Here is a 25,999-nt window from a genome sequence, read left to right as displayed (position 1 = left end):
CCTCACCGGGAACGGCGGCCACGTCGTGTGCCTCGGCGTCGGCCGTTGGGCCTCAGCGGTAGAGGAAGTACTGCCGGCGGGTGCGGTCGAAGGCGCGGACCTCGTCCTCCCAGGCGCCCACGACCTCGTCCGTGCTCTTGCCCGCGTCGAGCATCGTCCGCAGCCGCGTCGACCCGGACAGCTTGTCGATCCAGTACGGGCGCGGGTCGTTGTCCTTGCGCCAGGCGAAGTCGTCGTACTTCATCGCCTCGGCGAGCATCGCCACGGCCGTCGGGATGGGCCGGTAGCTGCGGGGATCGGTGACGTGCAGCTGGACGCCCGCGCAGGTCTTGCCCTGATGCTTGCTGAAAGTGGGCACGAAGTAGCCCTCTCTGAAGCGCACTCCGGGCAGCTTGCGGGCGTTGAGCCGGTCGCTGTAGCGGTGGTCCAGGTAGGGGGCGCCGATGAATTCGAAGGGCCTGGTGGTGCCCCGTCCCTCGGAGAGGTTCGTGCCCTCGAAGTAGCCGGTGCCCGAGTAGACGGTGGCCGTGTCCGGGAACGGCATGTTCGGCGACGGCGGCACCCACGGCAGGCCCGTCTCCTGCGCGGGCGCCTCGGGGTCCCAGCCCCGGACGCGTACGACGTCGAGATCGGCCTTGCCGCCCTTGCCCTCGTCCGGCAGCAGCTCGCCGTTGAAGTAACCCGCCAGCTCACCGACCGTCAGACCGTGCTGCTGGATGATGGGCTTCAGGCCGACACCGGAGGTGTACTCCTTCGTCATCATCGGCCCGTCCGCCCTCCGCCCGATCGGGTTCGGACGGTCCAGGACGAGGAAGGAGGCGCCGATGTCGCGGGCGGCGACCATCGCCTGATACATCGTCCAGATGTAGGTGTAGAAGCGCACTCCCACGTCCTGGATGTCGAAGACGATGGTGTCCGCACCCGCCTTGCGGAACAGCTGCGCCATCTTGGCGGCGTCCGCACCGTAGGCGTCGTAGACCGTCAGGCCCGTGCGCGGGTCCTCGAACTCGGGCTCGGACTCGCCCGCCTGCGCGCTCCCGCGGAAGCCGTGCTCGGGCCCGAACACCCCCACGATGTTGAGCTCCTTGCGGGCGGCCATGGAGTCCACGACGTGGCTGGTGTCCCGCAGCACCCCCGTCGGGTTGCTGACCACGCCGACCTTGCGGCCGCGCAGCATCTTCCAGCCTGACGTCGCGGCCACATCGGCGCCTGTCGTGACGCGCCTCCGGCCCGCGCCGCCGGGAGGCGTGGCGGCGGAGGCGCTGCCGGCGGCGAGGAGCGGGGCGCCGAGGGCGGCAGCCGTGCCGCCGAGGAAGACCGAGCGGCGGGAGGGGTTGCTGGACATCGGCAGGTGTCCTTCCGGAGACGGGTGCTCAGGGCACGGCAGGTGACGCAAGTTATCCCACGGCCACAGCGCCTACCAGTGTGCGTGCACGCCGCCAGTGGTACGCGCAATGAAAGGCCCGCTCACCCTTGTGCCAAGCAACCGGCCGACGCACTTCCGGTGTGCGCCCTGACCGCGGAACCGCCCTGACCGCGGACACCGTCGTGGCCGCGGGGGAGCCTGCTCCACCTTCGGACAGAAGTGAGCGACTCATCAGATTGTGAAAGTTTCCCTCAAAGCCTTGTTATCCGGACATCACGGGCGCACTCTCGGACTCAGCCCTCAGGGCCGGTCCCCGCCGCGTCGGGTTTTCTCCCCCAGTAGGCCCGACGCGGTGGGGGCTCTCTCAGCTCGGCTCTCTCGGTGCGGGGCCCGGGCGCCCTGGCTCAGCCGGAGTCCTGGGGCGGGCACGCGGCGAGTACGCACAACGGCCCACGGCGCGGTGCGAGGATGACCCGTATGCCGAATCCGACGAACGCCGCTGTCACGATCGTGCAGGGCGACATCACGGAGCAGGACGTCGACGCGGTGGTCAACGCCGCCAACTCCTCGCTGCTGGGCGGAGGCGGAGTCGACGGCGCCATTCACCGCAAGGGCGGCCCGGACATCCTCGCCGAGTGCCGCGGACTGCGCTCGTCCCGCTTCGAGGAAGGGCTGCCGACGGGGCAGGCCGTCGCCACGACGGCAGGGCGGCTGCCCGCCCGCTGGGTGATCCACACCGTCGGTCCCGTCTGGGCGAAGAGCGAGGACCGCTCGGAGCTGCTGGCGTCCTGCTACCGCGAATCGCTGTGCGTCGCACGTGAGTTGGGCGCCCGCAGCGTCGCCTTCCCGGCGATCTCCACCGGCGTCTACGGCTGGCCGCTCGACGACGGGGCCCGCATCGCCGTCGCCACCGTGCGCGAGGAGGCCGAGGACTTCGACGAAGTGCGGTTCGTGCTCTTCGACGAGCGCTCCTACGCCACCTTCGCGGCCGAGCTGTAGGGCCCGGCCCGGGTCTTTCCCCGCCGCCTGCTCAGGCGGGGTCGACGAGTTCGACGGAGCGCAGCGCCGCGGCCAGCGCGTGAACGCTTCCGCCGCCGGTCACGGCCGCATCCCGGGCCGCGACGTCCAGTGCGGTGTCGGTGAGTTTGATGGTGTGTTCGTCGCCGTGTGCGGCCGCGCGCTCGAAGATCTCCCCGGATGTGAGGCGCGCGGCGGCGTCGAGAGGCGCGGGCGACGCTGCGGCCGGCGCGTAGACCGCGGTCACCACGGTGGCCGCCGACCATGCGGCTTCCAGGCTCGGCAGCCAGAGCCGCTCGGGCAGGGCGGGCAACGTCCGCAGGACGGCGTTCGGCGCGGTCGCCGCGTGCACGAGCATCACCGGCTGTCCGTGGGCGTGCGTCGCGTACCGGTGCGTCGCCGCACGCACCAGGTCCTCCAGGAGCGCACGTGCCTGACCGGGGCCGGGCGCGCCGGAGCCCGTTCCGTCCGGGCCGGTGCGGTCCGGACCATCGGTGCCGGTCCCGTACGAGCCGGGAAGGGCGGGAAGCGTGGTGATCCGGGGGAGGCGGTCCCGGAATCCGCCGCTCTGATCCCCGATGCGGGGGACGGCGTCGAGTCCCGCTGCGGCCGAGCCCGGCCCGGGGCAGAGGCTGACCCGGGGCAGCGGCAGGTGGCGGCCCGCCCAGTAGCCGAGGGCGTGGGCGAGCTCGTCGATACGGGGGCCAGGGGCGACCGCTCCCCGGCTGCCGTCGGCGGAGGGCTCGTCGAGCAGCGTCCGCACGGCGTGGCCCACGCGGATCACGCCGTGTGTGGCAGCGGCGCTGATGCCCGGCAGCAGCCGGGGCCACCACTCGGCGAGCACCTCTCGCCAGGGACGCTCCTCCAGCTCCCGCGTGAAGTAGGCGATCCAGTCGGCCAGTCGCCGTGGGTCTCCCAGCGCCTCGGGCCAGTCGGCGTCCGTGACGGGCGAGGAGGAGACGGGCATGTCCTCCAGCTTGTCCTCGTACCGGTCCAGCCAGCGGTGCACCGTGGGCGCCTTGCCGTGCCGCACCAGCGCCTCGACGGCCATCGGGGCGTGATTGCTGAGCCAGTCCTCGCGCTCGGGGCCGCTGCGGTGCAGCCGCTCCAGCGCCTCGTCCAGCGTGCCGCTGCTGTCGGTCGTCCCGGTGTCCATGCCGTCAGACGCTACGACGCGGTGCGACGGCGCGTAACGGCCCGCCGGCCCGGTCGAACGGCCCGTCTGCGACGGGACGAGGGAAGTAGGCCCTGGCGGGGGAGTCCTAGGACTCCGCGGGCGAGGCCCTTCCGCGGGGGGAATCGCACCGGTCCGGGGCTTGAGCATCGAGCCGCACCCTCGGACCGGAGCCGGGAGCGCGGCTCGCGTGTGCGACGCGGCGCCCACGAACCGGGGACGAAGCGGCCTCGTCAGGCCTCATCCGGTGACAGGGCCGCAACGGCCGACGTGGCCTCCCGCTCGGCCGTGCTGCGCAGCACGCAGAACTCGTTGCCCTCGGGGTCGGCGAGCACCGCCCAGCCGGTGCCGTCCTCGGCCCGGCGATCGTCGGCCATCGTGGCCCCCAGTGCCAGCAGCCGTTCGACCTCGCGGTCACGCCGCCCTTCGGGCTCCAGGCACAGATGCAGGCGGTTCTTCACGGCCTTGGGCTCGGGAACCTTGAGGAACAGCAGCTCCCGTCCTCCGTCGAGGGGGATGCCCACCTCGTCCTCATCGGGCTCGTCGTCGGGGTGGACAGGGATGCCGAGGACTTCGCTCCAGAAGCGGGCCAGGGCGTACGGGTCCGCGCAATCGACCGCAATGTTCTTGACAGTTGACTTCACCGGCTCAGTGTTCTGAGGTCCGGCGCGCCTGTCCAGCGGATATCACCGTGCCATGAGGGACGCGTCCCGGGCGGCGCGTCCGTCACCGTTCCGGTGAGGTGATGACCACCTCCAGGGTTCTCGGGCCGTGGACGCCCTTTCGACTTCCGGGCGGGTGCTGCCGCACCCCCGGGCGACTTACGCAGGTCGCCTGCGGAACCGAACGATAGGCCCCATGAGTTGGGGAGGTCGTTGTAGCGGCACCGGGGCCCCGGCAGTGCCTCACGGATAGGGTTGGGTCATGTCGCCCGAAGAACTCGAGGACGCGCTTGACGGTATGCCTCCCCTGGAATCGTCGGACTACCACCAGGTCGCCGCCCAAATGTGTTCCCGGCTGGACGCCGACGGTATGAACGCGCTGGAGGACTTCATAGTCGACGAGCAGCAAACGACAAGGGGTTTCAACGCCCTTTATGTGCTGCTTGCACGTCACCGTCGTTCACTCGATGCGAGCCAGTACTGCGAAATCTATGGGCGCCATTCGGCGCGGTTCGCCTCCGTGCCCATGCGCGCCGTCCTCGATTCCGACGTGGCGCTGCTCGACCCGACAGGCCCGGATTTCAGTGCGGCATTACATCATGCGACGTCGGCTCTGGCCGCATACCCCGGAAACCTTCCGCTGGTCGCCCACCGCGCCCGGGTGCTCGCCGAGTTCGCGTGGAGCGGTGCCGATTTTGACCCCAGGGAGCTGCGGACGGCGCTCAACCAGATGAGTCGTGCGATCGAGTTCAGCCCCGAACGTCCTCGATTCCATGCAGTACGAGCTCAATTGTCCGCACTGCTCGGCGAGTTCGACACCGCCCTGGCGGCCATCCAGCGCGCACTTGACCTGGAGGACTCCGACCAGACCGGATACGCCGTGCGTATTGTCGAATATCACCGCATCAGGTCTGACATTCTCTTGCGCCGAGAAACGCAGAACATTCGCTCGAGGCTGCACGACAGTACCGAGCGACTGGAAGTCTCGATGAAGGAGCAGTTGCAGGCAGTCGCGGAGGAGATCCGGCAACGTGAGCAGCAGGAGCTCACCAGGTTGCGTTCGGAGACCCTCGGGAGCCTGGGACTGCTGGCCGCGGTCATCGCTTTCATCGTCACCAGTACCCAGATCGCCGATGAGTTGCCTGTGCGGGAAGCACTGAGCCTGCTCGCGGGAGTTTCCGGCATGCTGACCCTCGTTTTCACCGCATTCGGTGCAGCGTTTGGGGTCGGCCGCTACAGGCGCCTGGTGCTGCCGTCGGTTCTCGGAGTAGCTCTCTTCGCGTTCTCCTACCTCGCGCTGTGAGGCTTTTAGTGGCGGCGCCGAGCGTTCTGCGGCTTCGAAGTACCGGAGGGATTGCAGGTGTGGAGAGGGCAGCGGGTCACTTCTTGTGAATCGTCACCGTTCCGGTGAGGTGATGACCACCTCCAGGGTTCTCGGGCCGTGGACGCCCTCCACGCGGTCGAGTTCGATGTCGCTGGTGGCCGACGGGCCGGAGATCCAGGTCTGCGGACGGGCCGGGTCGAGCCTGCCGAGCGCCTGCGGCACGGAGTCCACGATCTGTTCCGGGGCGCGTACGACGCAGATGTGGTGGTCCGGCACGAGGGAGATGCGGCGCCGGCCCTGGTCCTCTCCCGCGTCCAGCACGATGGTCCCGGTCTCGGCGACGGCCACGGCGCAGCACGTCACGACGCTGTCCAGGGCGTCGAGTTCGCGCGGCGGCATCGAAGGGTCGTCGGCGACGCGTTCGACTTCCCCCGGCAGCCAGCCGGCCGGGATGCCCGGCGGCGCGACGACGCTGCGGGCACCGCGCGCGCTCAGCAGTTCCGCGATGGTGGCGGGCAGTTGGGCGGGCGTGCAGCGGTGCACGAGGGCGCGGTAGTCGGCGAGGTTCTCCGCGAGCAGGTCCAGCCGCTGGGCGTCGGTGCGCTCGGCGTGGGTGGTCCAGTAGTCGCGGGGGACGGCCGCCTCCTCCGGTCCCTCGTCGCGCGGCACGTCGGCGAGTGCGCGGCGTACGCGGCCGAGGACGACATCGCGGCTGTTCACTCGGCGCCGCCTCCTTCCGTGCGCGGAGCGGCGGGTCCGCCGCCACGGGTCCGCCTCCACCAGTCGCGGAAGGACTCCGGCGCCGGCCGCGGAATGTCCCGGCTGTCGGACCAGGCCCTGCCCGGCCCCGGCAGCGGAAGGCGCCGCGGCGTCAGACGCCGGGTGCGTGCGGCGATCCGCTGGCCTGCGCGCAGGGCACCGGGATGCTCGAACGTCCAGCGCGCCGCGCGCATGGCGGCGCGCTCGGCGGCGTGCCCCTTCGCCGGTTTGACGGTGGTCCTCTGCCCGCGGACGGTGACGGTGCCGCCTTCGACGACGCGTTCTCGCAGGTGCACCAGCACCTCCGGGATGTCGATGGCGACGGGGCACACCTCGTAGCAGGCCCCGCACAGCGACGAGGCGTACGGCAGCGAGGCGTCCAGTTCGCTGTGCACTCCGCGCAGTTGGGGAGTGAGGATGGCGCCGATCGGTCCGGGATAGGGCGAGCCGTAGGCGTGGCCGCCGGCGCGCTCGTAGACCGGGCAGACGTTCAGGCATGCCGAGCAGCGGATGCAGCGCAGCGCCTGCCGTCCGACGGTGTCGGCCAGCGCGTCCGTGCGGCCGTTGTCGAGCAGGACGAGGTGGAAGGCCGAGGGTCCGTCCTCGTCGGTGGTGCCCGTCCAGGTGGAGGTGTAGGGGTTCATCCGCTCCGCCGTGGAGGAGCGCGGCAGCGTCTGCAGGAAGACCTCCAGGTCCTGCCACGTCGGCACGATCTTCTCGATGCCGACGACGGAGATCAGGGTCTCGGGAAGCGTCAGGCACATGCGGCCGTTGCCCTCGGACTCCACGACGACGAGGGTGCCGCTCTCGGCGACCATGAAGTTCGCGCCGGAGATGCCCACCTTCGCATTGAGGAACTTCTCCCGCAGATGCAGGCGCGCGGCCTCCGCCAGTTCGGCGGGGTCGTCGCTGAGGCCCTTCGGCGCGGCCCGCCCCCAACTGCCCATCTTCTCGCGGAAGATGTCGCGGATCTGGTCGCGGTTGCGGTGGATGGCGGGGACGAGGATGTGGGAGGGCAGGTCGTCGCCGAGCTGCACGATGAGTTCGGCGAGGTCGGTCTCGTACGCGGAGATTCCCGCCTTCGCGAGCGCCTCGTTGAGCCCGGTCTCCTGCGTGGCCATGGACTTGACCTTGACGACGTCGCTCTCGCCCGTCTCCCGGACGAGGCCGGTGACGATCCTGTTGGCCTCCTCCGCGTCGCGGGCCCAGTGCACGTGGCCGCCGGCCGCCGTCACGGCGGCCTCCAACTGCTCCAGATAGTGGTCGAGATGGCGCAGTGTGCGTTCTTTGAGGGCCGCGCCCGCCGCGCGCAGCTGCGCCCAGTCGCCCAGCTCTTCGACGGCCTGAGCGCGCTTGGCGCGGATGGTGTGCGTCGCGTGCCGCAGGTTGCCGCGCAGCCTCAAGTCCCTCGTGGAGGAGGCCGCCGCACGCGGGAAGGAGGGCATGCCCAGATACGTACCGCTCAAAGTGGTGCCTCCTCGGTGCCCGCCAGGATCTCGGCGATGTGTACGGGGCGTGTGGCGGCGCCGCGCCGCGTGAGGGTGCCGCCGATGTGCATGAGACAGGAGTTGTCGACGGTGCAGACCGCCTCGGCGTCGGTCTGCTCGATGTGACGGGCCTTGTCGGCGCCCATGGCGGCGGACACGTCGGCGTTCTTCACCGAGAAGGTGCCGCCGAAACCGCAGCATTCCTCGGCGCCCTCCAGCTCCACCAGCCGCAGTCCCTTCACGGCCTCCAGCAGCCGGAGCGGGCGGTCCCCGAGGCCGAGCATGCGCAGCCCGTGGCAGGTGGGGTGGTAGGTGACGGTGTGCGGGTAGTACGCGCCGACGTCGGTCACGCCGAGGACGTCGACGAGGAACTCCGTGAGTTCCCACGTGCGGGCGACGACTTCCTGCGTGGCCTCGGCGTCGATCCGCGGGTAGTTGTCCCGCACCATCGCCGCGCACGACCCGGACGGCACGACGACGTGATCGTAGTCGCGGAAGACCTCTGCGCAGCGGCGGGCCAGTGGCACGGCCTCCTTCCGGTAGCCGGTGTTGAACTGCGGCTGTCCGCAGCAGCTTTGGCCTTCGGGGAAGCCGACCTCGACACCGAGCCGTTCCAGGAGGGTGACGACAGCCTGCCCGGTACGGGGATAGAGCGTGTCGTTGATGCAGGTGATGAAGAGCGCGACCCGCACGGTCCCTCCTTGTCCTTCCGCGCGCCCGCCGGGGGCGTCTGTCTCAGCTGCCGGCACGGACCGTCGCCGCGGCCCGGGCCCAGGCCTGCCTGCCGCCGTGCTCGTCGGAGGGTTCGTACCTCCGCAGCGGCAGCGTGTCATACAGCTGCCGCCGCACCAGCCCCGCGTCGTCACCGATCACTCCGTGTGCGCGTGCCTGCGCGGCGACGTTGCCGAGCGCCGCGGCTTCCGCCGGACCTGCGATGACGGGCAACCCGCAGGCGTCGGCGGTGAGTTGGCACAGCAGTTCGTGGTGCACGCCGCCGCCGACGATGTGCACCACCTCGATGTCGGTGTCCGCGAGACGGCCCCGCATCAGCGGATCGTGCTCCAGCCCGAACTCGTCGTCCGCCGCTCCAGCATTCCCGTCCGGACCTGACCGTCACCCGGCCGGAGAGCTCTGACGCAGACGACGGACGGCGCCGCCAGGCCGTGGGATGCGGGGCGGCGCCGCCGGGGACATCCGTCGGACGAGCCGGCCGGCGAAGTGGGCGAGAGCGGCCGGCGCGTTGGTGACGACGTTCATGCGGTGCGTGCTCATTCCGAATGGACCAACTCACCGGCTACGAAGGGACGTTGCGCCGGAGAGGCGCCTGCGCGGGCCCGCGGCCCCGCTTGCGCACCGCAAGGATTGCCGCCCTCGCGGTCACCGGGACGGGGAATCCGCCGCGGCCACGCCTTCGGGCGACCGGTCGCCTCCGTGTTCGCGCTCCTTGACCGGCGGGGGCCGGTCCGTGCCCGTCCCCGGCGAGGGCCGCGAGGCCCTGCCCCGCAACAGCCGGTCCACCTCGCGTGCGGCGGAACGGCCGGCACGGTTCGCGCCCACCGTGCTGGCCGAGGGACCGTAACCGACCAGGTGGATGCGGGGATCCGCGGCCACCCGCGTGCCCTCCATGCGAATGCCGCCGCCCGGCTCCCGCAGGCCCAGGGGTGCCAAGTGGCCGGTGGCGGGCCGGAATCCGGTGGCCCACAGGAGGGTGTCGGCCTCCATGCGGCGCCCGTCGCTCCACTCGACGCCGTCCGGCACGATCCGTTCGAACATCGGTCGCCGCACGAGCACGCCGCGCCCGCGGGCCCGGGCCATCTCATCGGTCAGGGGCAGCCCAGTGACGGACACGACGCTGCCCGGCGGCAGCCCCCGCCGGACACGCCGCTCGACGGCCGCCACCGCGGCGCGCCCCTGGTCCTCGGTGAACGGCCCCTCGCGGAAGGAGGGTTCGCGGCGCGTCACCCACGCCGTCCCCACAGCCACCTGCGATATCTCCAGCAGATGCTGCACCGCCGAGGTACCGCCGCCGATCACGACGACGCGCTTGCCGGCGAAGGCCTCGGAGTGGGGACCCGGATATCCGGCGGTGTGCAACTGGCGCCCGCGGAAGGTCTCCTGGCCGGGGTAGCGGGGCCAGAACGGACGGTTCCAGGTGCCTGTGGCGCTGATGACGGCCCGGGCCCGCCAGACTCCGGCCGACGTCTCCACACGCAGCAGCCCGTCGTCCTCGTGCACCGCCCGCACATGGACCGGACGCCGCACGTCCAGGCCGAAGGTCTGCTCGTACGCCGCGAAGTACTCGCTGATCACCTCGGCCGAAGGACGCGCCGGATCGGCCCCGCTCAGTTCCATTCCGGGGAGGGCGTGCATGCCGTGGACCTTGCCGTACGTCAGCGTGGGCCAGCGGAACTGCCAGGCGCCGCCGGGCCGCTCCGCCCGGTCCAGGACGACGAAGTCCCGCCCCGGCTCGTGGCCGAGGCGCCGCAGGTGAAAGGCGCTCGAGAGGCCCGCCTGCCCGGCCCCGATCACCACAGCCGCAACCTCGTTCACCATGCTCACTGCAACCCTCCGGCGCTTCCGGAACTTCCCGTCCGCGTGCGCGGAGAGGGGCGCGGAGGGTGCGGAGGCGGCCCTGCATGGAGGATGGAGGCATGACCGACGCACTTCGGACCCACGTCCTGCACATCACCACCGGCTCGGGTGAGAGCGTCACCGACCTCACCCACGAGTGCGAGTCCTTCCTCGCCGGTGCGGCCGAGGGCCAGGACGGCCTGCTCAACGTCTTCGTCCCGCACGCCACCGCCGGCATCGCCGTCCTGGAGACCGGCGCGGGCAGCGACGACGACCTCCTCGCCGCCCTCCGCGACCTGCTGCCCGCCGACGACCGCTGGCGGCACCGGCACGGCAGCCCGGGGCACGGCAGGGACCACGTACTGCCCGCGATCGTTCCCCCGCACGCCACGCTTCCGGTCGTCGGCGGGAGGCTGGAGCTGGGCACCTGGCAGTCCGTGTGCCTCGTCGACACCAACGGGGACAACCCGCACCGGAGGGTCAGGCTGAGCTTTCTCGGATGACCCGAGTGAGCCGCCGCGGCGGCGTCCGCTGCCCCCGGGTCCCTTTCATCCCGGCGGCAGGCTCGCGCTGATGCGCCGCGCCGCGGCTGCCGTCAACGGTCCGAGCACGCGGCCACGCTCCGCGTCGTAGCGCTGGACCGGCACAGAGACCGCGAGCGCGCCGACCGGCCGGCCCCGCTGGTCCACGAGCGCCGCTCCGACGGCGCCGACTCCGGGCCGCCACGCGCAGTCGTTCGTCGCGTACCCCACCTCGCGCACACGGCGCAGGTCTTCCAGGACCGCCGGCAGGTCCGCGGGAGTCGTCTCCGAGAAGCGTTCCAGCTCCCCCTGCAGCAGCCGTTCCACCTCCGCGTCCGGCAGGCGGCCGAGGATGGCCCGGCCGCTGCAGCTCGCGTGCAGCGGCACCCGCGTGCCCAGGCGCACCCAGGTGCGCACCGGCTCGTCGCTGTCCACCCGGTCGATGACGATCAGGTCGTGCTCGGAGCCGTAGCCGGAGAGGTGGATGGTCTCGTGCGTCTGGTCCCGCAGGTCCCGCATCACCGGCAGTGCGGCCTCGCGCAGGCCGACTTCGGCCGGGGCGTGGATGCCTACGGACAGCGCCCGGCCGGTCAGCACCCAGAGCGTGCGGTCGCCGCGGGAGGTGGTCAGCCATTCCGCTTCGCGCAGCGTGACCAGACAGCGGTGGACGGAGCTCTTCGGAATGCCCGACGCCCTCGCGATCGCCGAGACCCCCACGGGCTGCAGCTCAGCAACTGTCTCCAGAACGCGCAGAGTTGTGATGACGGCGCGCATCCCGGTGCCGGAGCTTGGCATCAGCGATCGTCCCCCTTGCCCAGGTCTCGTTCCGGTTGGCGCCTTCACACCCCTTGACAGTACGTGAGGGCCATCACCAAGGTAAGGGCGATCGTACCGCCACGTGGTACGTGTTCCGTCTCACGGAACAACTGTCAGGGAGCCTCACGGAACAGGGAGAGTTCATGGACGTCGGACGGACGCTGCTGTTCGTTCCCGGCGACCGTCCCGACCGGATCGCGAAGGCCCTGGCGAGCGGAGCCGACGCCGTTGCCGTCGACTTCGAGGACGCCGTCGGGGAGGCGGCCAAGGACACTGCGCGCGCCCTCACCGCGGAAGCACTCGCCCGCCTCGCACCGGCCCCGTCCGGCGGGTCGGCACCCGGCGGGACCGGTGCCCCTGTGCGTCCCGCCGTCCTTGTCCGCATCAACGCCCTGGAGACCCCCGAGGCCGAAGCGGACCTCGCAGCGGTCGCATCCCTGTTCGGCACGGTTCGCCTGGACGGCCTGATCGTGCCCAAGGCGGACTCGGTCCGGCAGCTCGCCGAGCTCGACGCGCGACTCACCGCGGCCGAGGCCACCGCGGGTATCTGCCCCGGAGAGCTGTCGCTGCTGCCCGTCGTGGAGACCGCCGCAGGAGTACTCGCCTCCGCCGGTGTCGCCGCGGCAGGGCCCCGTGTGCACGCGGTGCTGTTCGGCACGCTCGACCTGGCCGCCGGGCTCGGCGTGCGCCCGAGCGTCGAAGGACGTGAACTGCTTCACGCCCGCTCGCAGTTGGTGCTCGCCGCGCGCGCCGCGGGGCTCACCGGCATCCTGGACGGACCGTACGCGGCGCTGGACGACGAGGACGGCCTCGTGCGGTCCACGCTCGCCGCCCGCGAACTGGGCTTCACCGGACGCGTCGTGCTCCATCCCCGTCAACTCGCCCCCGTCCGCGAGGCGTTCGCACCGACGGCCGCCGAACTGGACCAGGCCCGCGCGGTGGTGGCCGCCCACCGGGACGCCTCCGGACGCGGCGTCGGGGCGGTGCGGCTGAGTGACGGGACCTTCGTCGACCGCCCGGTGGTGGCCCGGGCCGAGGCGCTGCTGCGCGAGTGCGGCCGGCACGAGGCGGAGGCCGGCCGATGACGGCGTACGCCGCGTCGCGCGGCGGGCTCCCCCTGGACGGCCTCACCGTCGTCGCGGTGGAACAGGCCGTGGCCGCCCCGTTCGCCACGCGCCAGCTCGCGGACCTCGGAGCCCGCGTGATCAAGGTGGAGCGGCCGGACGGCGGCGACTTCGCACGCGGCTACGACCAGGTGGTCGACGGCGAATCCAGCGCGTTCCTCTGGCTCAACCGCGGCAAGGAGTCCGTGCAGCTCGACCTCAAGGACCCGGCCGCGGTGGAGGATCTGCACCTGCTGCTGGAGCGCGCCGACGTCGTGGTCGCCAACCTCGCCCCCACCGCCCTCGGCCGCCTCGGCATCGACGCCGACTCGCTGCGGCAGCGCCATCCCGGTCTCATCGTCTGCCTGATCTCCGGTTACGCACCCGGCGGGCCCCTCGCCGAGAAGAAGGCCTACGACGCGCTGATCCAGGCGGAGACCGGCGTGATGTCGCTGACGGGCACACCGCGGGCACCCGCGAAGGTGGGCGTGTCCATCGCCGACATCGCCGCCGGGAGCCACGCCCTCAGCGGAGTGCTCGCCGCCGTCCGCCACCGCGACAGGACGGGCGAAGCCCTGCCGGTCCAGGTCTCGCTCTTCGACGCGCTGACCGAATGGATGGCGCACCCGCTGTACTACACCCTCCATTCCGGCAAGGCGCCCGTCCCGATGGGGACTTCGCATCCGGCGATCGCCCCGTACGGCGCCTTCACTGCGGCGGACGGCGCCTCGTTGCTGATCGCCGTGCAGAACGAACGCGAATGGGTGCGGCTGTGCACGGACGTCCTGGATGCCCCGGCGCTCGCCGTCGACGACCGCTTCCGCTCCAACACCGCCCGCGTCGCCGAGCGCACGGCCCTCGACGCCGAACTGGCCGCCCGCTTCGCCGCGCACACCTCGCAGACACTCACCGCACGGCTGGACGCCGCCGGTATCGCCTGGGGGCGGATGACGTCGCTGACCGACCTGCCCTCCCACCCCGAACTCACCCGCGACGGACGCTGGATGGACACCGGCACGCCGGGCGGCACCGTGCGCACCCTGCGTCCGCCCGGCATGCCCGGAGGGCGCACCGCCGAGGGCGGCGCACTGCCGGCCCTGGGCGCCCACACCGCCTCCGTACTCGCCGAACTGCACGCTGCCAAGGGGGAGTCATGACGACCCACACCGGCTGGCAGGGCCGCTACTACGAGGACTTCGTCGTCGGCGACGTCTTCGAGCACCCGCTGGGCCGCACCGTGACCACGACCGACAACATCTGGTTCACCCTGCTCACGCAGAACACCGCGCCGCTCCACTTCGACCACGAGTACGCGCGGCGCACCGAGTTCGGCAAACCGCTCGTCAACTCGGCCTTCACTCTGGCGCTCGTGGCGGGCCAGAGCGTCACCGACGTCTCGCAGAACGTCTTCGCGAACCTCGGCTGGGACGAAATCACCCTGCCCAACCCGGTCTTCGAGGGCGACACCATCCACTCGCGGTCGAGCGTGCTGAAGGCGAGGGAGTCCGCCTCGCGCCCGGCCCTCGGCGTCGTCACCGTCCGCACCACCGGCGTCAAGCAGACCGGCGAAGCCGTCATCGAATTCACCAGGACGCTGCTGGTCTACAAACGCGGCCACGGCCCGCGGCACGAGGGCCCCGCAGGGAACGGGGCGCACGAGGGAGACGGACAGTGACCAGCGAGCCGACCAGCGAACTCCGCCGCGACCTACGCCGGTTGACCGACCGGATCTGCGCGGACTACCCCGACGCGTACTGGCGGGAGGTCGACGCCGAACGCCGCTACCCCGAGGAGTTCGTCGACGCCCTGACCGGCACGGGCTGTCTCGGGGCGCTCGTGCCGGAGGAGTTCGGCGGGCTGGGGCTCGGCCTGGGCGACGCCTCCGTCATCCTGGAGGGCATCAACGCCAACGGCGGCAACGCCGGCCCCGTGCACGCGCAGCTCTACACCATGGGCTCACTGCTGCGGCACGGCACCGAGGAGCAGAAGCGCCGCTACCTGCCCTCGATCGCCTCGGGGGAACTGCGCCTCCAGGCGTTCGGCGTGACGGAACCCACGGCCGGCACCGACACCACCAGCATCCGCACCACCGCGGAACGCGCCGGCGACGGCTACGTCATCAACGGCCAGAAGGTCTTCATCTCCCGCGTGCAGCACTCCGATCTGATGCTGCTGCTGGCGCGCACCACGCCAAGGGAGCAGGCGGCGAAGAAGTCCGAGGGAATGTCGCTGTTCCTCATCGATCTGCGCGAGGCGGAGGGCGTCGGGCTGCGCCCCATCCGCACGATGGTCAACCACGAGACGAACGAGGTCTTCTTCGACAACGTGCGCGTGCCCGCCGACAGCCTCATCGGCGAGGAGGGCAGGGGGTTCCGCTACGTTCTCGACGGCATGAACGCCGAGCGCATCCTCATCGCCTCCGAATGCATCGGCGACGGACGCTGGTTCGTGGAGCGTGCCTCGCAATACGCGCGGGAGCGCGAGGTCTTCGGCCGTCCCATCGGGCAGAACCAGGGCGTGCAGTTCCCCATCGCGAGAGCGCACGTCAACGTGGAGGCCGCCGACCTGATGCGCTGGCGGGCCTGCGACCTCTTCGACGCGGGCGAACCCTGTGGTGCCGAGGCCAACATGGCCAAGCTGCTCGCGGCGGACGCCTCGTGGGAGGCGGGCAACGCCGCGCTCCAGACCCACGGCGGCTACGGCTTCGCCGCCGAGTACGACATCGAGCGCAAGTTCCGCGAGACGCGGCTCTACCAGGTCGCCCCCGTCTCCACGAATCTCATCCTCGCCCACATCGGCCAGCACGTACTGAAGATGCCGCGCTCGTTCTGACCGCGGCCCGCAGGCAGACCCGCACCACGAAGGAGGCTTCAGCGCACATGACTCCCGCTCCCGGCTACGGGCTGGTGCTGTGCAGCCAGTTCACCTCCGACGACGACGTGGTGACGCGCTTCGCCGAACAGGTGGAACAGGTGCGCTTCGCCCGCGACGCCGGCTTTTCCTCGGTGTGGGCGACGCAGCACTATCTAGCCGACCCCTTTCAGTACCTGCATCCACTGGCCGTGCTCGCCCGCATCGTTCCCGAATCCGGCGACATGCGCATCGGCACCGCCATCACGCTCATGGCGCTCCAGAACCCCGTCGACATCGCCGAGGAACTGGCCACGCTCGACATCATCAGCGGAGGCCGCCTCACCGTCGGAGCCGGACTCGGCTACCGCGACACGGAGTTCGACGCCTTCGGCGTGCCCCGGGACGCCCGGCTGCGCCGCTTCCTGGAGAACCTCGGCCTGGTGCGCCGGCTGTGGACCGAGGACGAGGTGAGCTTCACCGATGACCACGTCAAGCTCGACGCCGTACGCCCCGTACTGCGGCCGGTGCAGCGCCCCCACCCGCCCATCTGGCTCGCCGGCCACACCGACGGAGCGCTGCGCCGCACCGCGCGGATGGGGCTGCCGTGGATCGCGGCCGCGGCACACGTCGACCGGGACTATCTGCACCGGCAGGTCGCCCTCTACCGGGCCGCCTGCGCCGAGTACGGCCGCGAACAGGCCCCTGTACAGGTGCTGCAGGAGATCTACGTCGGCGAGAGCGACGAGGCGGCCGTCGAGGACGTGCGCGCCGCGATGACCGTGAAGTACGACGCCTACCGCGCCTGGGGCCAGGACCAGGTGCTGCCGCCCTCGCAGAGCTTCGACGCGGAATTCGACAAGCTGCGCAAGGGCCGGTTCATCCTCGGCGGGCCCGCCGCCTGCCGGGCGCAGCTCAGCGACCTCATCACTCATGTGGCGCCGGAGAACATCCTGCTCCGCCCGCAATGGCCAGGGATGCCGCAGGAGAAGGTCATGGCCAGCCTGAAACGCCTTACGGACGAGGTACTTCGATGAAGACAAGAGCTATGGGACGGCGGAGCTTCCTGTCCGCGGCGGGCGTGGGCCTGGCAGCGGCCGGAGCCTCCGCGTGCGCGCCGGCGAGCGCGAAGACGGGCGGCACGTCGAGGATGGCGACATATCTGCCGTCCTCGTACGACGACCTGTACCCCGGCATCGAGATGTTCAACGAGGCCGCCGCCGAACACAGCGGCGGGCGGCTGACGTTGGACATGTACGACTCGGGCGCCCTCCTCGGCGCCGAACAGCTCCTTCCGGGGCTGCTCGCGGGCGTCGCCGACGTGATCTTCCAGACCAGCTCCTACGTGTCCTCGACGTATCCGGTGCTCGGCGCCATGGAACTGCCCTTCGTCACGGAGGACTACGGCAAGCTCCGGCGCGCCATCGAACCCGGGAAGCCGCAGTACGAACTGGTCAACAGGGAACTGGCGCCGAAGGGCGTGCGCGTACTCGGCGGCATGCCCACGACGTTCGAGTACCTGTGGACGGTGGACAGGCCGATCCGCAGGCCCGAGGACGTACGCGGCCTGCGCCTGCGCGTCGCCGGCGAGATCGAGGGCGAGACGGTCAAGGCCCTCGGCGGAGCGCCCGTCACGATGGGGTCCGCGGAGGTCTACCAGGCGCTGGAGAAGAACACCATCGACGGGCTCGTCAGCTACATCGGGACGGTGGTCTCCCGCGACCTGCAGAAGATCGTCAGGTACGGGACGGCCGGGCACTTCGGCGCCTACACCGTCGACGCCTACTGCCGCAGCGACTGGTACGAGCAGCAGCCCACCGCCGTCCGCACCGCCCTGGACGAGGCGGGCCGGAAGCTCTACCGCGACGGGACCGCGAACATGGTGAAGGTCCACACGAAGGACTACCTCCCCAAGGTCGAGGCCGCCGGCGTGCAGCTGGTCAGGCCGGAGGGCGCCGAGCTGGACGCCTTCCGCAAGGCGGTCGCCCCGGTGCACGCGGCCTGGAGGCAGCGCCTCGGGGCCCGCACGGCCGACCGGGCCGTCGAATCCATCCGGAAAGCATGAGGGGCCCGGCATGACCGCGCTGAACTCGATACGCAAATACGTACTGGCCTGCGCCCTTGCGCTCGCCGTCGTCGCCATGGCCGTCGTCGGACTGATGATGCTGACCATCACCTACGACGTGGTCGTCCGGGCAGTCCTGTCCGCGCCGACGGACTGGGCCTACCCGCTCAACTCCGCCGGGGTGCTCGCCGCGACCTCGCTGGCGGTCCCGTACCTGTACGCCAAGGGCCGCCACATCTCGATGGATCTGGTCCACCGGGCCCTCTCGCCCGGACTGCGCCGGGCCGCCGACCTGGTGACCGCCGCCGCCACCGCGTTCCTCGGGGTGGTGCTCGCCGTGACCGCGTACCGCTCGATGACCGTGGCCGTCGAAGGCGGACTCACCGGCTCCGGCACCTTCAGCATCCCCCTGTGGGTCCCCGACGCCGTGCTGTTGATCAGCGGCGTACTGCTGGCGGTCGTCGCGGTCCTCTTCCCGCCGCCGGCCACCGACGCCGTCGCGGCAGTCCAACCCCCGTCCACGGCCGCACCGTCCGCGGAGGGCGCACCGGCCCCCGGTGACCGCGACACCGCCGCCGGCACCACAGAAGGGCAGGCACGCCCATGATCTCCGACGCCGCCATAGCCGGCCTCGCGGTCGTTCTCCTGCTGGTCCTCATCACGCTGCGCACACCGATCTTCGTGGCGCTCGCCGTCTCCGGCATCGTCGGCCTCATCGGCCTGGACGGGCTGTCCGGCGTCGAACTGGTGCCGCTCTCCCTCGTCGCGCAGCTCCAGAACTACGCGCTCGTCGCAGCGCCGCTGTACATCCTCCTCGGCGAGGTGCTGGCGGTCAGCGGCCTGGGCCGCGACCTGTTCGGCGCGGCATACCGCTGGTTCAACCGGGTCCCGGGCGGGCTCGGAGCCTCCGCCATCGGCTCCTCCACCGTCTTCGGTGCCATGTCCGGCGTCAGCATCTCCTCCGTCGCGGTGATCGGACGCATGGCCGTACCGGAGATGCTCGCCAGGGGCTACCGCCCGTCCTTCGCCAGCGGCAGCGTCGCGGCCTCCGGCGCGCTGGCGATGCTGATCCCGCCGAGCCTGATGTTCATCCTCTACTCGTCCGTGACGGGTGTGAGCATCGCCGAACTCTTCGCGGGAGGCATCATTCCCGGACTGCTCCTCGCCGCGTTCATGATTCTCTACGTGGTGATGCGGGCCAAGACCTCACCGGCCGAGGCGCCCGTCACGGAGGAGCGCTTCACCTGGCGGGAACGCCTCGTGGCCCTGACGAAGATCTCGCCCGCGCTGCTGCTCATCGTCCTGGTCCTCGGATCGATCTACCTTGGCGTCGCCACCCCCACCGAGGCGGCGGCAGTCGGTGCCCTGGCGGCGTTCGCCATGACCGGTTTCCTGTACCGGAAGCTGGGCCGGCAGAACCTCCGCACGATCTTCGTCTCGACCGCGCACGTCACCGCGTCCATCCTGGCCATCGTCGGCGCCGCCTTCGTCTTCACGCAGATGCTCGTGGTGGCACGGGTCCCCGACGCCGTCTCCGACTTCGTCGTGGGCCTGGAGGCCTCGCCGTACCTGGTGATCGCGGCGATCATGCTGGTGCTCGTGCTGCTCGGCTGCCTGGTCGACGCCGCCTCGCTGCTGCTCGTCGTGACGCCGATCCTCGTACCGGCGATCGAAGGGCTCGGCTTCGACCCCCTGTGGTTCGGAGTGGTGCTGGTGATCAACCTCGAAATGGCGGTGATCACACCGCCGGTCGGGCTGAACCTGTACACGATGAAATCGGTCGTTCCCGAACTCGACCTCGCGGACATCTTCCGCGGGATCCTGCCCTATCTGGCCATCGAGGCCGCGATGCTGGCACTGGTGACGGCCGTGCCCGAACTCGCCACCTGGCTGCCGGAGTTGATCGCGTGATCGCCGACCTCGCCGACTGGGCCGCCGCCCTCGGCCCCGACGAGGCCGACAGGGAAGTCGCCCGCAGGGCACTGGTGGACACTGCGGCCGTCACCCTCGCCGCGGCCGGCGACCCGGTCGCCGCAATGACGGCGGGGCTGCCGGAGCCGCTGCGGTGGGCGGCGACCGGGCACGTCCTGGACTTCGACGACGTCCACCTGCCCTCGACCTCGCACGTCAGCGTCGTATGCGTCAACGCGGCGCTCGCCTGCGGAGGCGGAGCGCGGGCCTACCTCGCGGGAGCGGGAGTGATGGCCCGGCTCGGCACGGCGCTGGGCTGGAGCCACTACGCGGGCGGCTGGCACACCACGTGCACCGCCGGAGCGCCGGCCGCCGCCGTGGCAGCCGGGGTCGCCCTCGGCCTGGACGCGGACGGGCTCAGGCGGGCCATGGCGCTGGCCGTGCCCGCGGCGGGCGGGGTCCAGCGGGCCTTCGGCACTTCCGGGAAGTCACTCCAGGTGGGCTTCGCGACCGACGCCGGCGTGCGTGCGGCGCGGCTGGCCGCGGCAGGCGCGACGGCCGAACCGGCAGCGCTGGACGACTGGTTCGGCCTGGCCGGCGGCACCGCGGAACCGGATCTGTCCGGACCCGCCGTGCCGGACGGCCTGGCCCTCAAGCTGCACCCCTGCTGCTACGCGATGCAGCGGCCCATCAGCGCGGCGCGTGAACTGCCGCGCGAGGGACGGGGGGTGGAGGACATCGAGCGGATCACCGTCATCACGCCCGAGGCGGGCATGCAGCCGCTGATCCACCGGCGGCCCCGCACCGGGCTGGAGGCGAAGTTCAGCATGGAGTACGCGGTGGTGACGACCCTGCTCGACGGATTCCCGCGCATGGCCGACTTCACCGACAGCGCGGCCGCCCGGCCGGAGGTGCGCGAACTGCTGGAGCGTACAGAGGTACGGGTCCTCCCCGGCGGCGGAGAGGGCGGGCTGATGGGAGGCGAGACCCGCATCGTCGTGGAGAGCTCCGGCGGTGAACGGGCCGAGGCGGCCCTGGAGTTGCCGCGCGGCCACCCGGGACGGCCGGCGAGCGACGCGGAGCTCGCCGCCAAGGTCGCCGACTGCGTGGGCGACGACCGCGCCGCGCAGGTCATGGCACTGACCTGGGAGTCCGCGGCCCCCCTGCTCCGCGGCGCTCTCGGCCCGGACTGAGGGCGGGAGCCGGAGCGTCAGCCCTTTCGGCCGGTGACCCAGTCGAAGACCCGTGAGGCGTCGAACTGGTCCTGCCCGCCTGCGAAGAGGAGCCCGGCCGAGGAGAACGCCGGGTCCGCCGCGGTCTCCGGCACGTACGGAACCGCCACGCAGCGCATGCCCGCGCGGTGTGCCGCCTCCGCGCCGGGCGGAGCGTCCTCCAGCACCACGCAGCGCCGGGGCGGCACCCCCAGGCGCCGGGCCGCCTCGAGGAAGACGTCGGGCTCCGGCTTGCCGTGCGCGACCTCTTCCGCGGAGACCCGCACGGGCAGCAGCGCCGACAGCCCCGAGCCCTCCAGCACGGCCTCGACGGCCGCACGCGAGGACCCCGAGGCAACCGCCAACGGACATGAGGCGCCGTGCAGTTGCTCGACGAGAGTGCGCATCCCGGGGAAGACCGGCGTGGAGTGCGAAGCGAGCCGGAGATAGATGCGGTTCTTCTCCTCCAGCAACTGCTCGACGGGGGCGGCGATCCCGTGCTCGGCGCGCAGTGTCTCCAGCGTCTCCCGGGTTCCGATACCGATGAACCGCGTGTGGTCCTGCCAGGTGAAGCCGGTGACCCCGTGGTCGGCGAGCACTCGCCGCCCCGCCTCGTAGTAGTGGGGTTCGCTGTCCACGAGCGTGCCGTCGAGATCGAAGATGACGGCGGCGGAGTTGTCCATGGCCACCAGGGTGCCAACTTGCGGGCGGGGGGAGCGACCGGGGCCGGGCGCCGGGTGTGATCGAGTACGCCCCGCCTCACCGCGGGCGCTGCTACGGTCGGCCAAGATCGCGGAACTGTCTCCGGAGAAAGGCGCGGCGCGGTGAGTGAAGTGAGCGGGCAGTGGGCCGACAGGGCGTACATCGGATCGTTCACCTCGGCGGGCGGCCGGGGCATCACCACCGCCGCACTCGACCCGGAGAGCGGTGCGCTGACGGAGCTGCACCACACCGAGACGCTCGTGCCCGACCCGTCGTACCTCACCGTCATCGAGGGCCCCGGCGGGCCGGGCAGCGCCGGCGGTCACCTCTACGCCGTCAGCGAGCGCGAGACGGGCGGAGCGGCCGCCTTCTCCCTCGCCGACCGGGACAGACCCGAGCCGTTGGGGGAACCGACTCCCGTGAGAGGCGCGGGACCGACGCATCTGACCGTCGCCGCAGGACATCTCATCACCGCCAACTACGGCTCCGGGAGCATCAGCGCACTGCCCGTACGGGCCGACGGCACTCTCGGCAGCCGCGCGTCCGTGCACCAGCACACCGGCCACGGCCCCGAGACGCAGCGGCAGGAGGGGCCGCACGCGCACGCGGTGGTGCCCGACCCGTCCGGGCGCTGGCTGCTCTCGGTCGACCTCGGCACCGACTCGGTGTGGATCTACGACCTGCGCGACGCCTGTCCCGAAGGCGAACCCCTGCCGTACGCGGAGGCGGACCTGCGGCCCGGAAGCGGGCCCAGGCACCTGGTCTTCCACCCCGACGGCGACCACGCCTACATCGTGAACGAGCTGGCCTCGTCCGTCACCGTGTGCGCCTGGGATGCCGGGACGGGCGGGCTCGAAGCGATCGGCGAGACGGCGACCGTTCCCGACAGCGCGGCCCCCGAACGCAACTTTCCCTCGGAGCTCGCCGTTTCGCCCGACGGACGCTTCGCGTGGGCCGCCAACCGCGGCCACGACAGCATCTCCGTCTTCGCCGTCGCCGCAGCCGGGGACTCCTTGCAGCTCACGGGGACCGTGCCGTGCGGCGGGCACTGGCCGCGCGACCTCGTCCTGCACCCGTCCGGGCGCCGCCTCTACGCCGCCAACGAACGCTCCGGTGACGTCACGTGGTTCGCCGTCGACCAGATCACCGGCACGCCGCACCGTGAGGGAACCATCTCCGTCCCGGCCGCCAGCTGCGTCGTCTTCGGCTGAGTCACCGCGGCTGAGTCACCACGGGTGAGTCACCGCGGCTGAGTCACCGCGGCCGAGTCACCACGGGTGAGTCACCGCGGCTGAGTCACCGCGGCGGAGTCACCACGGGTGAGTCACCGCGGCAGACACAGTTGCTGAGACACCACGGCTGAGAGGCGCCGGGCCTCGGTCCGCGGCCCGCCCGCCCGTCAGTCCGCCGGCCTCTCCGTCACCGTGCACACCACGCCCTCGCCCTGCGAAGGACGGGCGTCGCGCGGGGCGCCCAGGCATGTGCAGAGGCGGCGTGCCCGTCCTCCCCGGCGGGCACACCGCCTCCGTTCCGCGCAGCGCGGGCGGAGACCCGCGCCGAAGAGCCTGCCCCCGGCCGCCTCGTCAGCGAGCCGCCAGGCCCTGCGGCGAGTGCTGCTGCGGGATGCCGAGCTTGGCCGCGTACGTCGACGCGACGAGCTTGCCCACGGCCGGGTAGGCGCCCAGCGGCTCGGCCACGGCGCAGCCGGCCTCCGCCGCCGCCGCGTCCAGCAGCCCCTCCGGCACCTCGGGGCCGATGAGGCACGGTGCAACCGCGAGCTGCTGCGATCCCGCCTCGCGCAGCTGCTCGGCCACGCGCGCCACCGCGCCCGCCTCGTCGAGGCCTGCGGCGAGCACCGGAACGGCGAGCCGCGCGGCCAGCAGCATGCCGGTGATGCCGGCGGCCTGCACCGCCTCCTCACCGCCTACCGACGCGAGGATGATGCCGTCCGCGGCGGTCGCGACGGTGAACAGCCGTGCGCGGTCGGCCCGGGCGAGACCCGCCTCCGAGAGCTTCACGTGCACCGCCTCCGCGAGCAGCGGGTGCGGCCCCAGCACGTCGGTGAGTTCCGCGCCCGTGCCGCTGGAGAGCACCGCCTGCCGTATCTGCCGCATGCCGGCGGCGTCCGGACCGGCCAGAAGCGGGATGACGAGCGCGACGAGGCGCTCCTCCGCCCCCGTCTTCGGAGCCTGGCGGGCGGCGGCAGCGGCCGCCCCGGACTCCGCCTGGCCGCCCTCGGCGCCCTCGTCCGCGGCCGCGGCGGCGGCCTCGACCGCGGCCAGGTCCGCGGCGCGGTCCTCCGCGGCCTGCTGGTCGGCGGCGGTCTGCGTCAGGACGTTCCCGAGAGTGGGGTACTCCTCGCCGTCGCCCTCCACGTAACCGATCCGGGCGTCCATCCCCGGCAACTCCGAGCGGGCGATGCTGAGGATCTCCTCGGCGAGGCTGCGGACGGCGCCGGACGGGGTGCCGGGCACGGCGAGTACCAGCGCAGGCGCGTTCTCTGGTGCAACAACAGGCTCCGGCTTGCGGTGCCTTCCGGGCCTGCGTGGACGCGGCATTCGTACTGGCAGGCCGTTGTCCGGGTCAGTGGGGGAGCTCATGCGCCCGCATGCTAACGCCTTGTGGGACCCGGCAGTTCAGGCGGGGGAGAGTGGCCGGAAATGCCGTTTTGATCCGGTGGAGGGTTGTTCGGCTTTGCCGGATTTCTCAACTCAGGGCCAGCAGGACCGGATCCGGTGGAAGCCGCAGCGCACCATCGGTGAGCCGCGCCGCGATCAGCAGCGCACCGTCGAGAGGGCCGCCCTCCGGCGTCAGGACCCGCGCACCCGGCAGCCGCCCGTCCAGCTCCTGCCGCAGCGGGTCGGCGAGGGGGGCACCGAGACGGAAGAGGCCACCGGTCAGGGCCACGGCGGCACCCTCCGCGGAGGGGCACACGGCCGTCGCGGCCGCAGCGATCTCCCGCGCCGCCGACCTCATCACCGCACCGGCGACGGGGTCGCCGTCCCCGGCGCAGGCAGCGACGTCGGGGGCGAAGGAAGCCAGCACGGCGGGCCGGTCGCTTCGCGGATAAAGCTGCGAGGGCAGACCGCTGAGCGGTGTGCCGAAACGGGCCTCGGCGCGCTCCCGCAGCGCACACGAGCCGCCCTCCCGGCCGTCGAACGCCCGCATCGCGGCCTGCAGTCCGGCCTGCCCGATCCAGGCCCCGCCGCCGCAGTCGCCCAGCAGGTGCCCCCAGCCGTCGGCACGCTGCCAGCTCTGCAGGTCGGTGCCCGTGGCGATCAGTCCGGTGCCGCCGGCGACGACGGCACCCGGCTGTTCGCCCAGCGCGCCCGCGTAGGCGGTCACCGCGTCGGCGGCCAGCGCGACCCGCCGGGTGCCCAGCTCCCGTGTCAGCGCGCCGGGCAGCGCCGCCCGCAGGCTCCCGCCCAAGGTGGCCATTCCCGCTGCACCTACGCACACCGCGTCCAGGCCGGCGCCCTCCTCGCCTGCTTCGGCGAGCAGACGCCGTGCGGCGGGCAGCAGTTGGGCCAGCATGTGTTCGGCGTCGATCCCTTCCGGGCCGGTGCGGACCGGCTCGGTCGAGGCGACCGTGCCCGCTGCCCGGGGGGCGGCGCCTGGCCGGGAGGCGTCCGCCAGCGCGACGCGCAGCCCCGAGCCGCCCGAGTCCGCGCCGAGCACCCACATCCGCCTGCGTGCCGTGCCCTCCGGCGGCAGCGGAGACGGGCCCGGTCCGGGCCCCTGACCGGTCACGGCAGCCGCCAGTCCACAGGCTCGGCTCCCTGCTGCGCGAGCAGGTCGTTGACGCGGCTGAAGGGACGCGAGCCGAAGAACCCCCGGTCGGCCGACATGGGGGAGGGGTGCGAGGACTCCACAACGGGACGGCTCCCCAGGAGGGGACGCAGATTGCGCGCGTCGCGGCCCCACAGCACCGAGACCATCGGCCGCTCCCGCGCGACGAGCGCCTTGATCGCCTGTTCCGTGACCTCCTCCCAACCCTTGCCCCGGTGGGCGCCGGGGTGCCGAGGCGCGGTCGTCAGTGCCCTGTTGAGCAGCAGTACGCCTTGCCTCGTCCAGGGCGTCAGGTCACCGTTCGAGGGGCGCGGCAGGCCGAGGTCGCTGCCCAGCTCCCGGAAGATGTTCTGCAGGCTGCCGGGCAGCGGGCTCACGTCCGGCGCGACGGAGAACGACAGCCCCACGGCGTGACCCGGAGTCGGGTACGGGTCCTGTCCGACGATGAGGACCCGCACGTCGTCGAAGGGCTGCTGAAAGGCGCGCAGTACGTTCTCACCCGCGGGGAGATAGGTTCTCCCCGCGGCGATCTCCGCCCGGAGGAAGTCGCCCATGGAGGCGACTCGTTCAGCGACGGGCTCGAGCGCCTTCGCCCAGCCCGGTTCGACGATCTCGTTCAACGGTCGTGCAGCCACGGGCGGTTACTCTACTGGCTCCGGAAGGCCGCTTCG

The 25,999-nt window shown here is 71.9% G+C and carries 26 protein-coding genes; 13 read left to right on the top strand and 13 right to left on the bottom strand.

Annotated elements, in window-relative coordinates:
- Positions 1–52: 52 nt before the first annotated feature.
- The gene (locus EV375_RS01775) at positions 53–1,345 is read right to left on the bottom strand and encodes a DUF1343 domain-containing protein (protein ID WP_130297868.1); all 1,293 of its coding nucleotides are present in this window, start codon (positions 1,343–1,345) and stop codon (positions 53–55) included.
- Positions 1,346–1,843: 498 nt separating this feature from the next.
- On the opposite strand from EV375_RS01775, the gene EV375_RS01770 reads away from it, so the two are divergent.
- Entirely contained in the window at positions 1,844–2,365 is a 522-nt protein-coding gene (locus EV375_RS01770; RefSeq protein ID WP_130297867.1) for an O-acetyl-ADP-ribose deacetylase, read from the top strand.
- 31 nt (positions 2,366–2,396) lie between these two features.
- Here EV375_RS01770 and EV375_RS01765 read toward each other — a convergent pair whose 3' ends face one another.
- Both EV375_RS01765 and EV375_RS01760 read right to left on the bottom strand, forming a co-directional pair.
- The gene (locus tag EV375_RS01765; protein WP_130297866.1) at positions 2,397–3,539 is read right to left on the bottom strand and encodes a questin oxidase family protein; all 1,143 of its coding nucleotides are present in this window, start codon (positions 3,537–3,539) and stop codon (positions 2,397–2,399) included.
- Positions 3,540–3,790: 251 nt separating this feature from the next.
- On the bottom strand, positions 3,791–4,201 hold the full coding sequence (locus tag EV375_RS01760) for a VOC family protein (protein WP_130297865.1): 411 nt from the start codon (positions 4,199–4,201) through the stop codon (positions 3,791–3,793).
- Between the two features lie 280 nt (positions 4,202–4,481).
- Between EV375_RS01760 and EV375_RS01755 the strand changes: the two genes are divergently transcribed.
- Positions 4,482–5,522, top strand: coding sequence for a hypothetical protein (locus EV375_RS01755; RefSeq protein ID WP_130297864.1), 1,041 nt, complete (start codon positions 4,482–4,484; stop codon positions 5,520–5,522).
- 93 nt (positions 5,523–5,615) lie between these two features.
- On the opposite strand, the gene EV375_RS01750 is transcribed toward EV375_RS01755, so the two are convergent.
- The 5 genes from EV375_RS01750 to EV375_RS01730 all read right to left on the bottom strand — a co-directional run bounded on the left by EV375_RS01750 (position 5,616) and on the right by EV375_RS01730 (position 10,342).
- A complete protein-coding gene (locus EV375_RS01750) occupies positions 5,616–6,263 on the bottom strand; it encodes an LUD domain-containing protein (protein ID WP_130297863.1) in 648 nt (215 codons plus the stop codon).
- Positions 6,260–7,768 (bottom strand): lactate utilization protein B, encoded by a 1,509-nt coding sequence (locus EV375_RS01745; RefSeq protein ID WP_130297862.1) that lies wholly within the window; start codon positions 7,766–7,768, stop codon positions 6,260–6,262. Before EV375_RS01745 ends, EV375_RS01750 begins: the two co-directional genes overlap by 4 nt.
- Positions 7,765–8,481 (bottom strand): (Fe-S)-binding protein, encoded by a 717-nt coding sequence (locus EV375_RS01740; RefSeq protein WP_130297861.1) that lies wholly within the window; start codon positions 8,479–8,481, stop codon positions 7,765–7,767. Before EV375_RS01740 ends, EV375_RS01745 begins: the two co-directional genes overlap by 4 nt.
- Positions 8,482–8,524: 43 nt before the next feature.
- Positions 8,525–8,836 carry an FGGY-family carbohydrate kinase gene (locus EV375_RS01735; protein WP_130297860.1) on the bottom strand — a complete coding sequence of 104 codons (312 nt, stop codon included), beginning with the start codon at positions 8,834–8,836 and terminating at the stop codon, positions 8,525–8,527.
- Positions 8,837–9,166: 330 nt separating this feature from the next.
- Positions 9,167–10,342, bottom strand: a complete 1,176-nt coding sequence (locus EV375_RS01730; protein ID WP_207227964.1) for a flavin-containing monooxygenase — start codon at positions 10,340–10,342, stop codon at positions 9,167–9,169.
- 98 nt (positions 10,343–10,440) lie between these two features.
- On the opposite strand from EV375_RS01730, the gene EV375_RS01725 reads away from it, so the two are divergent.
- Positions 10,441–10,863, top strand: a complete 423-nt coding sequence (locus EV375_RS01725) for a secondary thiamine-phosphate synthase enzyme YjbQ (protein WP_130297858.1) — start codon at positions 10,441–10,443, stop codon at positions 10,861–10,863.
- A gap of 45 nt (positions 10,864–10,908) precedes the next feature.
- Here EV375_RS01725 and EV375_RS01720 read toward each other — a convergent pair whose 3' ends face one another.
- A complete protein-coding gene (locus EV375_RS01720; RefSeq protein WP_130297857.1) occupies positions 10,909–11,676 on the bottom strand; it encodes an IclR family transcriptional regulator in 768 nt (255 codons plus the stop codon).
- A gap of 164 nt (positions 11,677–11,840) precedes the next feature.
- Between EV375_RS01720 and EV375_RS01715 the strand changes: the two genes are divergently transcribed.
- From EV375_RS01715 to EV375_RS01675, 9 genes are read left to right on the top strand one after another with little or no spacing between them, the layout of a single operon-like run.
- Complete coding sequence (locus EV375_RS01715) at positions 11,841–12,782, top strand: HpcH/HpaI aldolase/citrate lyase family protein (protein ID WP_130297856.1); 942 nt, start codon at positions 11,841–11,843, stop codon at positions 12,780–12,782.
- Positions 12,779–13,957, top strand: coding sequence for a CaiB/BaiF CoA transferase family protein (locus tag EV375_RS01710; RefSeq protein WP_130297855.1), 1,179 nt, complete (start codon positions 12,779–12,781; stop codon positions 13,955–13,957). The genes EV375_RS01715 and EV375_RS01710 overlap by 4 nt, the downstream gene beginning before the upstream one ends.
- Positions 13,954–14,475 (top strand): MaoC family dehydratase, encoded by a 522-nt coding sequence (locus EV375_RS01705; RefSeq protein WP_130297854.1) that lies wholly within the window; start codon positions 13,954–13,956, stop codon positions 14,473–14,475. The genes EV375_RS01710 and EV375_RS01705 overlap by 4 nt, the downstream gene beginning before the upstream one ends.
- Entirely contained in the window at positions 14,472–15,632 is a 1,161-nt protein-coding gene (locus EV375_RS01700; protein ID WP_130297853.1) for an acyl-CoA dehydrogenase family protein, read from the top strand. Before EV375_RS01705 ends, EV375_RS01700 begins: the two co-directional genes overlap by 4 nt.
- A 47-nt stretch (positions 15,633–15,679) precedes the next feature.
- Positions 15,680–16,687 carry an LLM class flavin-dependent oxidoreductase gene (locus tag EV375_RS01695; protein ID WP_130297852.1) on the top strand — a complete coding sequence of 336 codons (1,008 nt, stop codon included), beginning with the start codon at positions 15,680–15,682 and terminating at the stop codon, positions 16,685–16,687.
- Positions 16,684–17,715 (top strand): TRAP transporter substrate-binding protein, encoded by a 1,032-nt coding sequence (locus tag EV375_RS01690; RefSeq protein WP_207227963.1) that lies wholly within the window; start codon positions 16,684–16,686, stop codon positions 17,713–17,715. Before EV375_RS01695 ends, EV375_RS01690 begins: the two co-directional genes overlap by 4 nt.
- A gap of 10 nt (positions 17,716–17,725) precedes the next feature.
- Positions 17,726–18,322, top strand: a complete 597-nt coding sequence (locus EV375_RS01685) for a TRAP transporter small permease (protein WP_130297851.1) — start codon at positions 17,726–17,728, stop codon at positions 18,320–18,322.
- Positions 18,319–19,626: a TRAP transporter large permease gene (locus EV375_RS01680; protein WP_130297850.1), complete on the top strand. Its 1,308-nt coding sequence runs from the start codon at positions 18,319–18,321 to the stop codon at positions 19,624–19,626. The genes EV375_RS01685 and EV375_RS01680 overlap by 4 nt, the downstream gene beginning before the upstream one ends.
- Entirely contained in the window at positions 19,623–20,819 is a 1,197-nt protein-coding gene (locus tag EV375_RS01675; protein ID WP_207227962.1) for an MmgE/PrpD family protein, read from the top strand. Before EV375_RS01680 ends, EV375_RS01675 begins: the two co-directional genes overlap by 4 nt.
- 17 nt (positions 20,820–20,836) lie before the next feature.
- Here the strand turns inward: EV375_RS01675 and EV375_RS01670 are convergent, their stop codons facing one another.
- Positions 20,837–21,520, bottom strand: coding sequence for an HAD family hydrolase (locus tag EV375_RS01670; RefSeq protein WP_130297849.1), 684 nt, complete (start codon positions 21,518–21,520; stop codon positions 20,837–20,839).
- Positions 21,521–21,661: 141 nt separating this feature from the next.
- On the opposite strand from EV375_RS01670, the gene EV375_RS01665 reads away from it, so the two are divergent.
- Positions 21,662–22,750 (top strand): lactonase family protein, encoded by a 1,089-nt coding sequence (locus EV375_RS01665; protein WP_486588224.1) that lies wholly within the window; start codon positions 21,662–21,664, stop codon positions 22,748–22,750.
- A gap of 372 nt (positions 22,751–23,122) precedes the next feature.
- Here the strand turns inward: EV375_RS01665 and EV375_RS01660 are convergent, their stop codons facing one another.
- From EV375_RS01660 to EV375_RS01650, 3 genes are all read right to left on the bottom strand, one after another.
- Positions 23,123–24,139 (bottom strand): hypothetical protein, encoded by a 1,017-nt coding sequence (locus tag EV375_RS01660; protein ID WP_207227961.1) that lies wholly within the window; start codon positions 24,137–24,139, stop codon positions 23,123–23,125.
- Between the two features lie 106 nt (positions 24,140–24,245).
- A complete protein-coding gene (locus tag EV375_RS01655) occupies positions 24,246–25,223 on the bottom strand; it encodes a BadF/BadG/BcrA/BcrD ATPase family protein (RefSeq protein WP_130301530.1) in 978 nt (325 codons plus the stop codon).
- Positions 25,224–25,285: 62 nt separating this feature from the next.
- Positions 25,286–25,963 (bottom strand): uracil-DNA glycosylase, encoded by a 678-nt coding sequence (locus tag EV375_RS01650; protein ID WP_130297848.1) that lies wholly within the window; start codon positions 25,961–25,963, stop codon positions 25,286–25,288.
- Positions 25,964–25,999 lie beyond the last annotated feature (36 nt).

The organism is Streptomyces sp. CNZ301, from assembly GCF_004217425.1.
The sequence above is the reverse complement of the archived record's forward strand: the minus strand, read 5'-3'. Positions and strand labels throughout refer to the sequence as shown.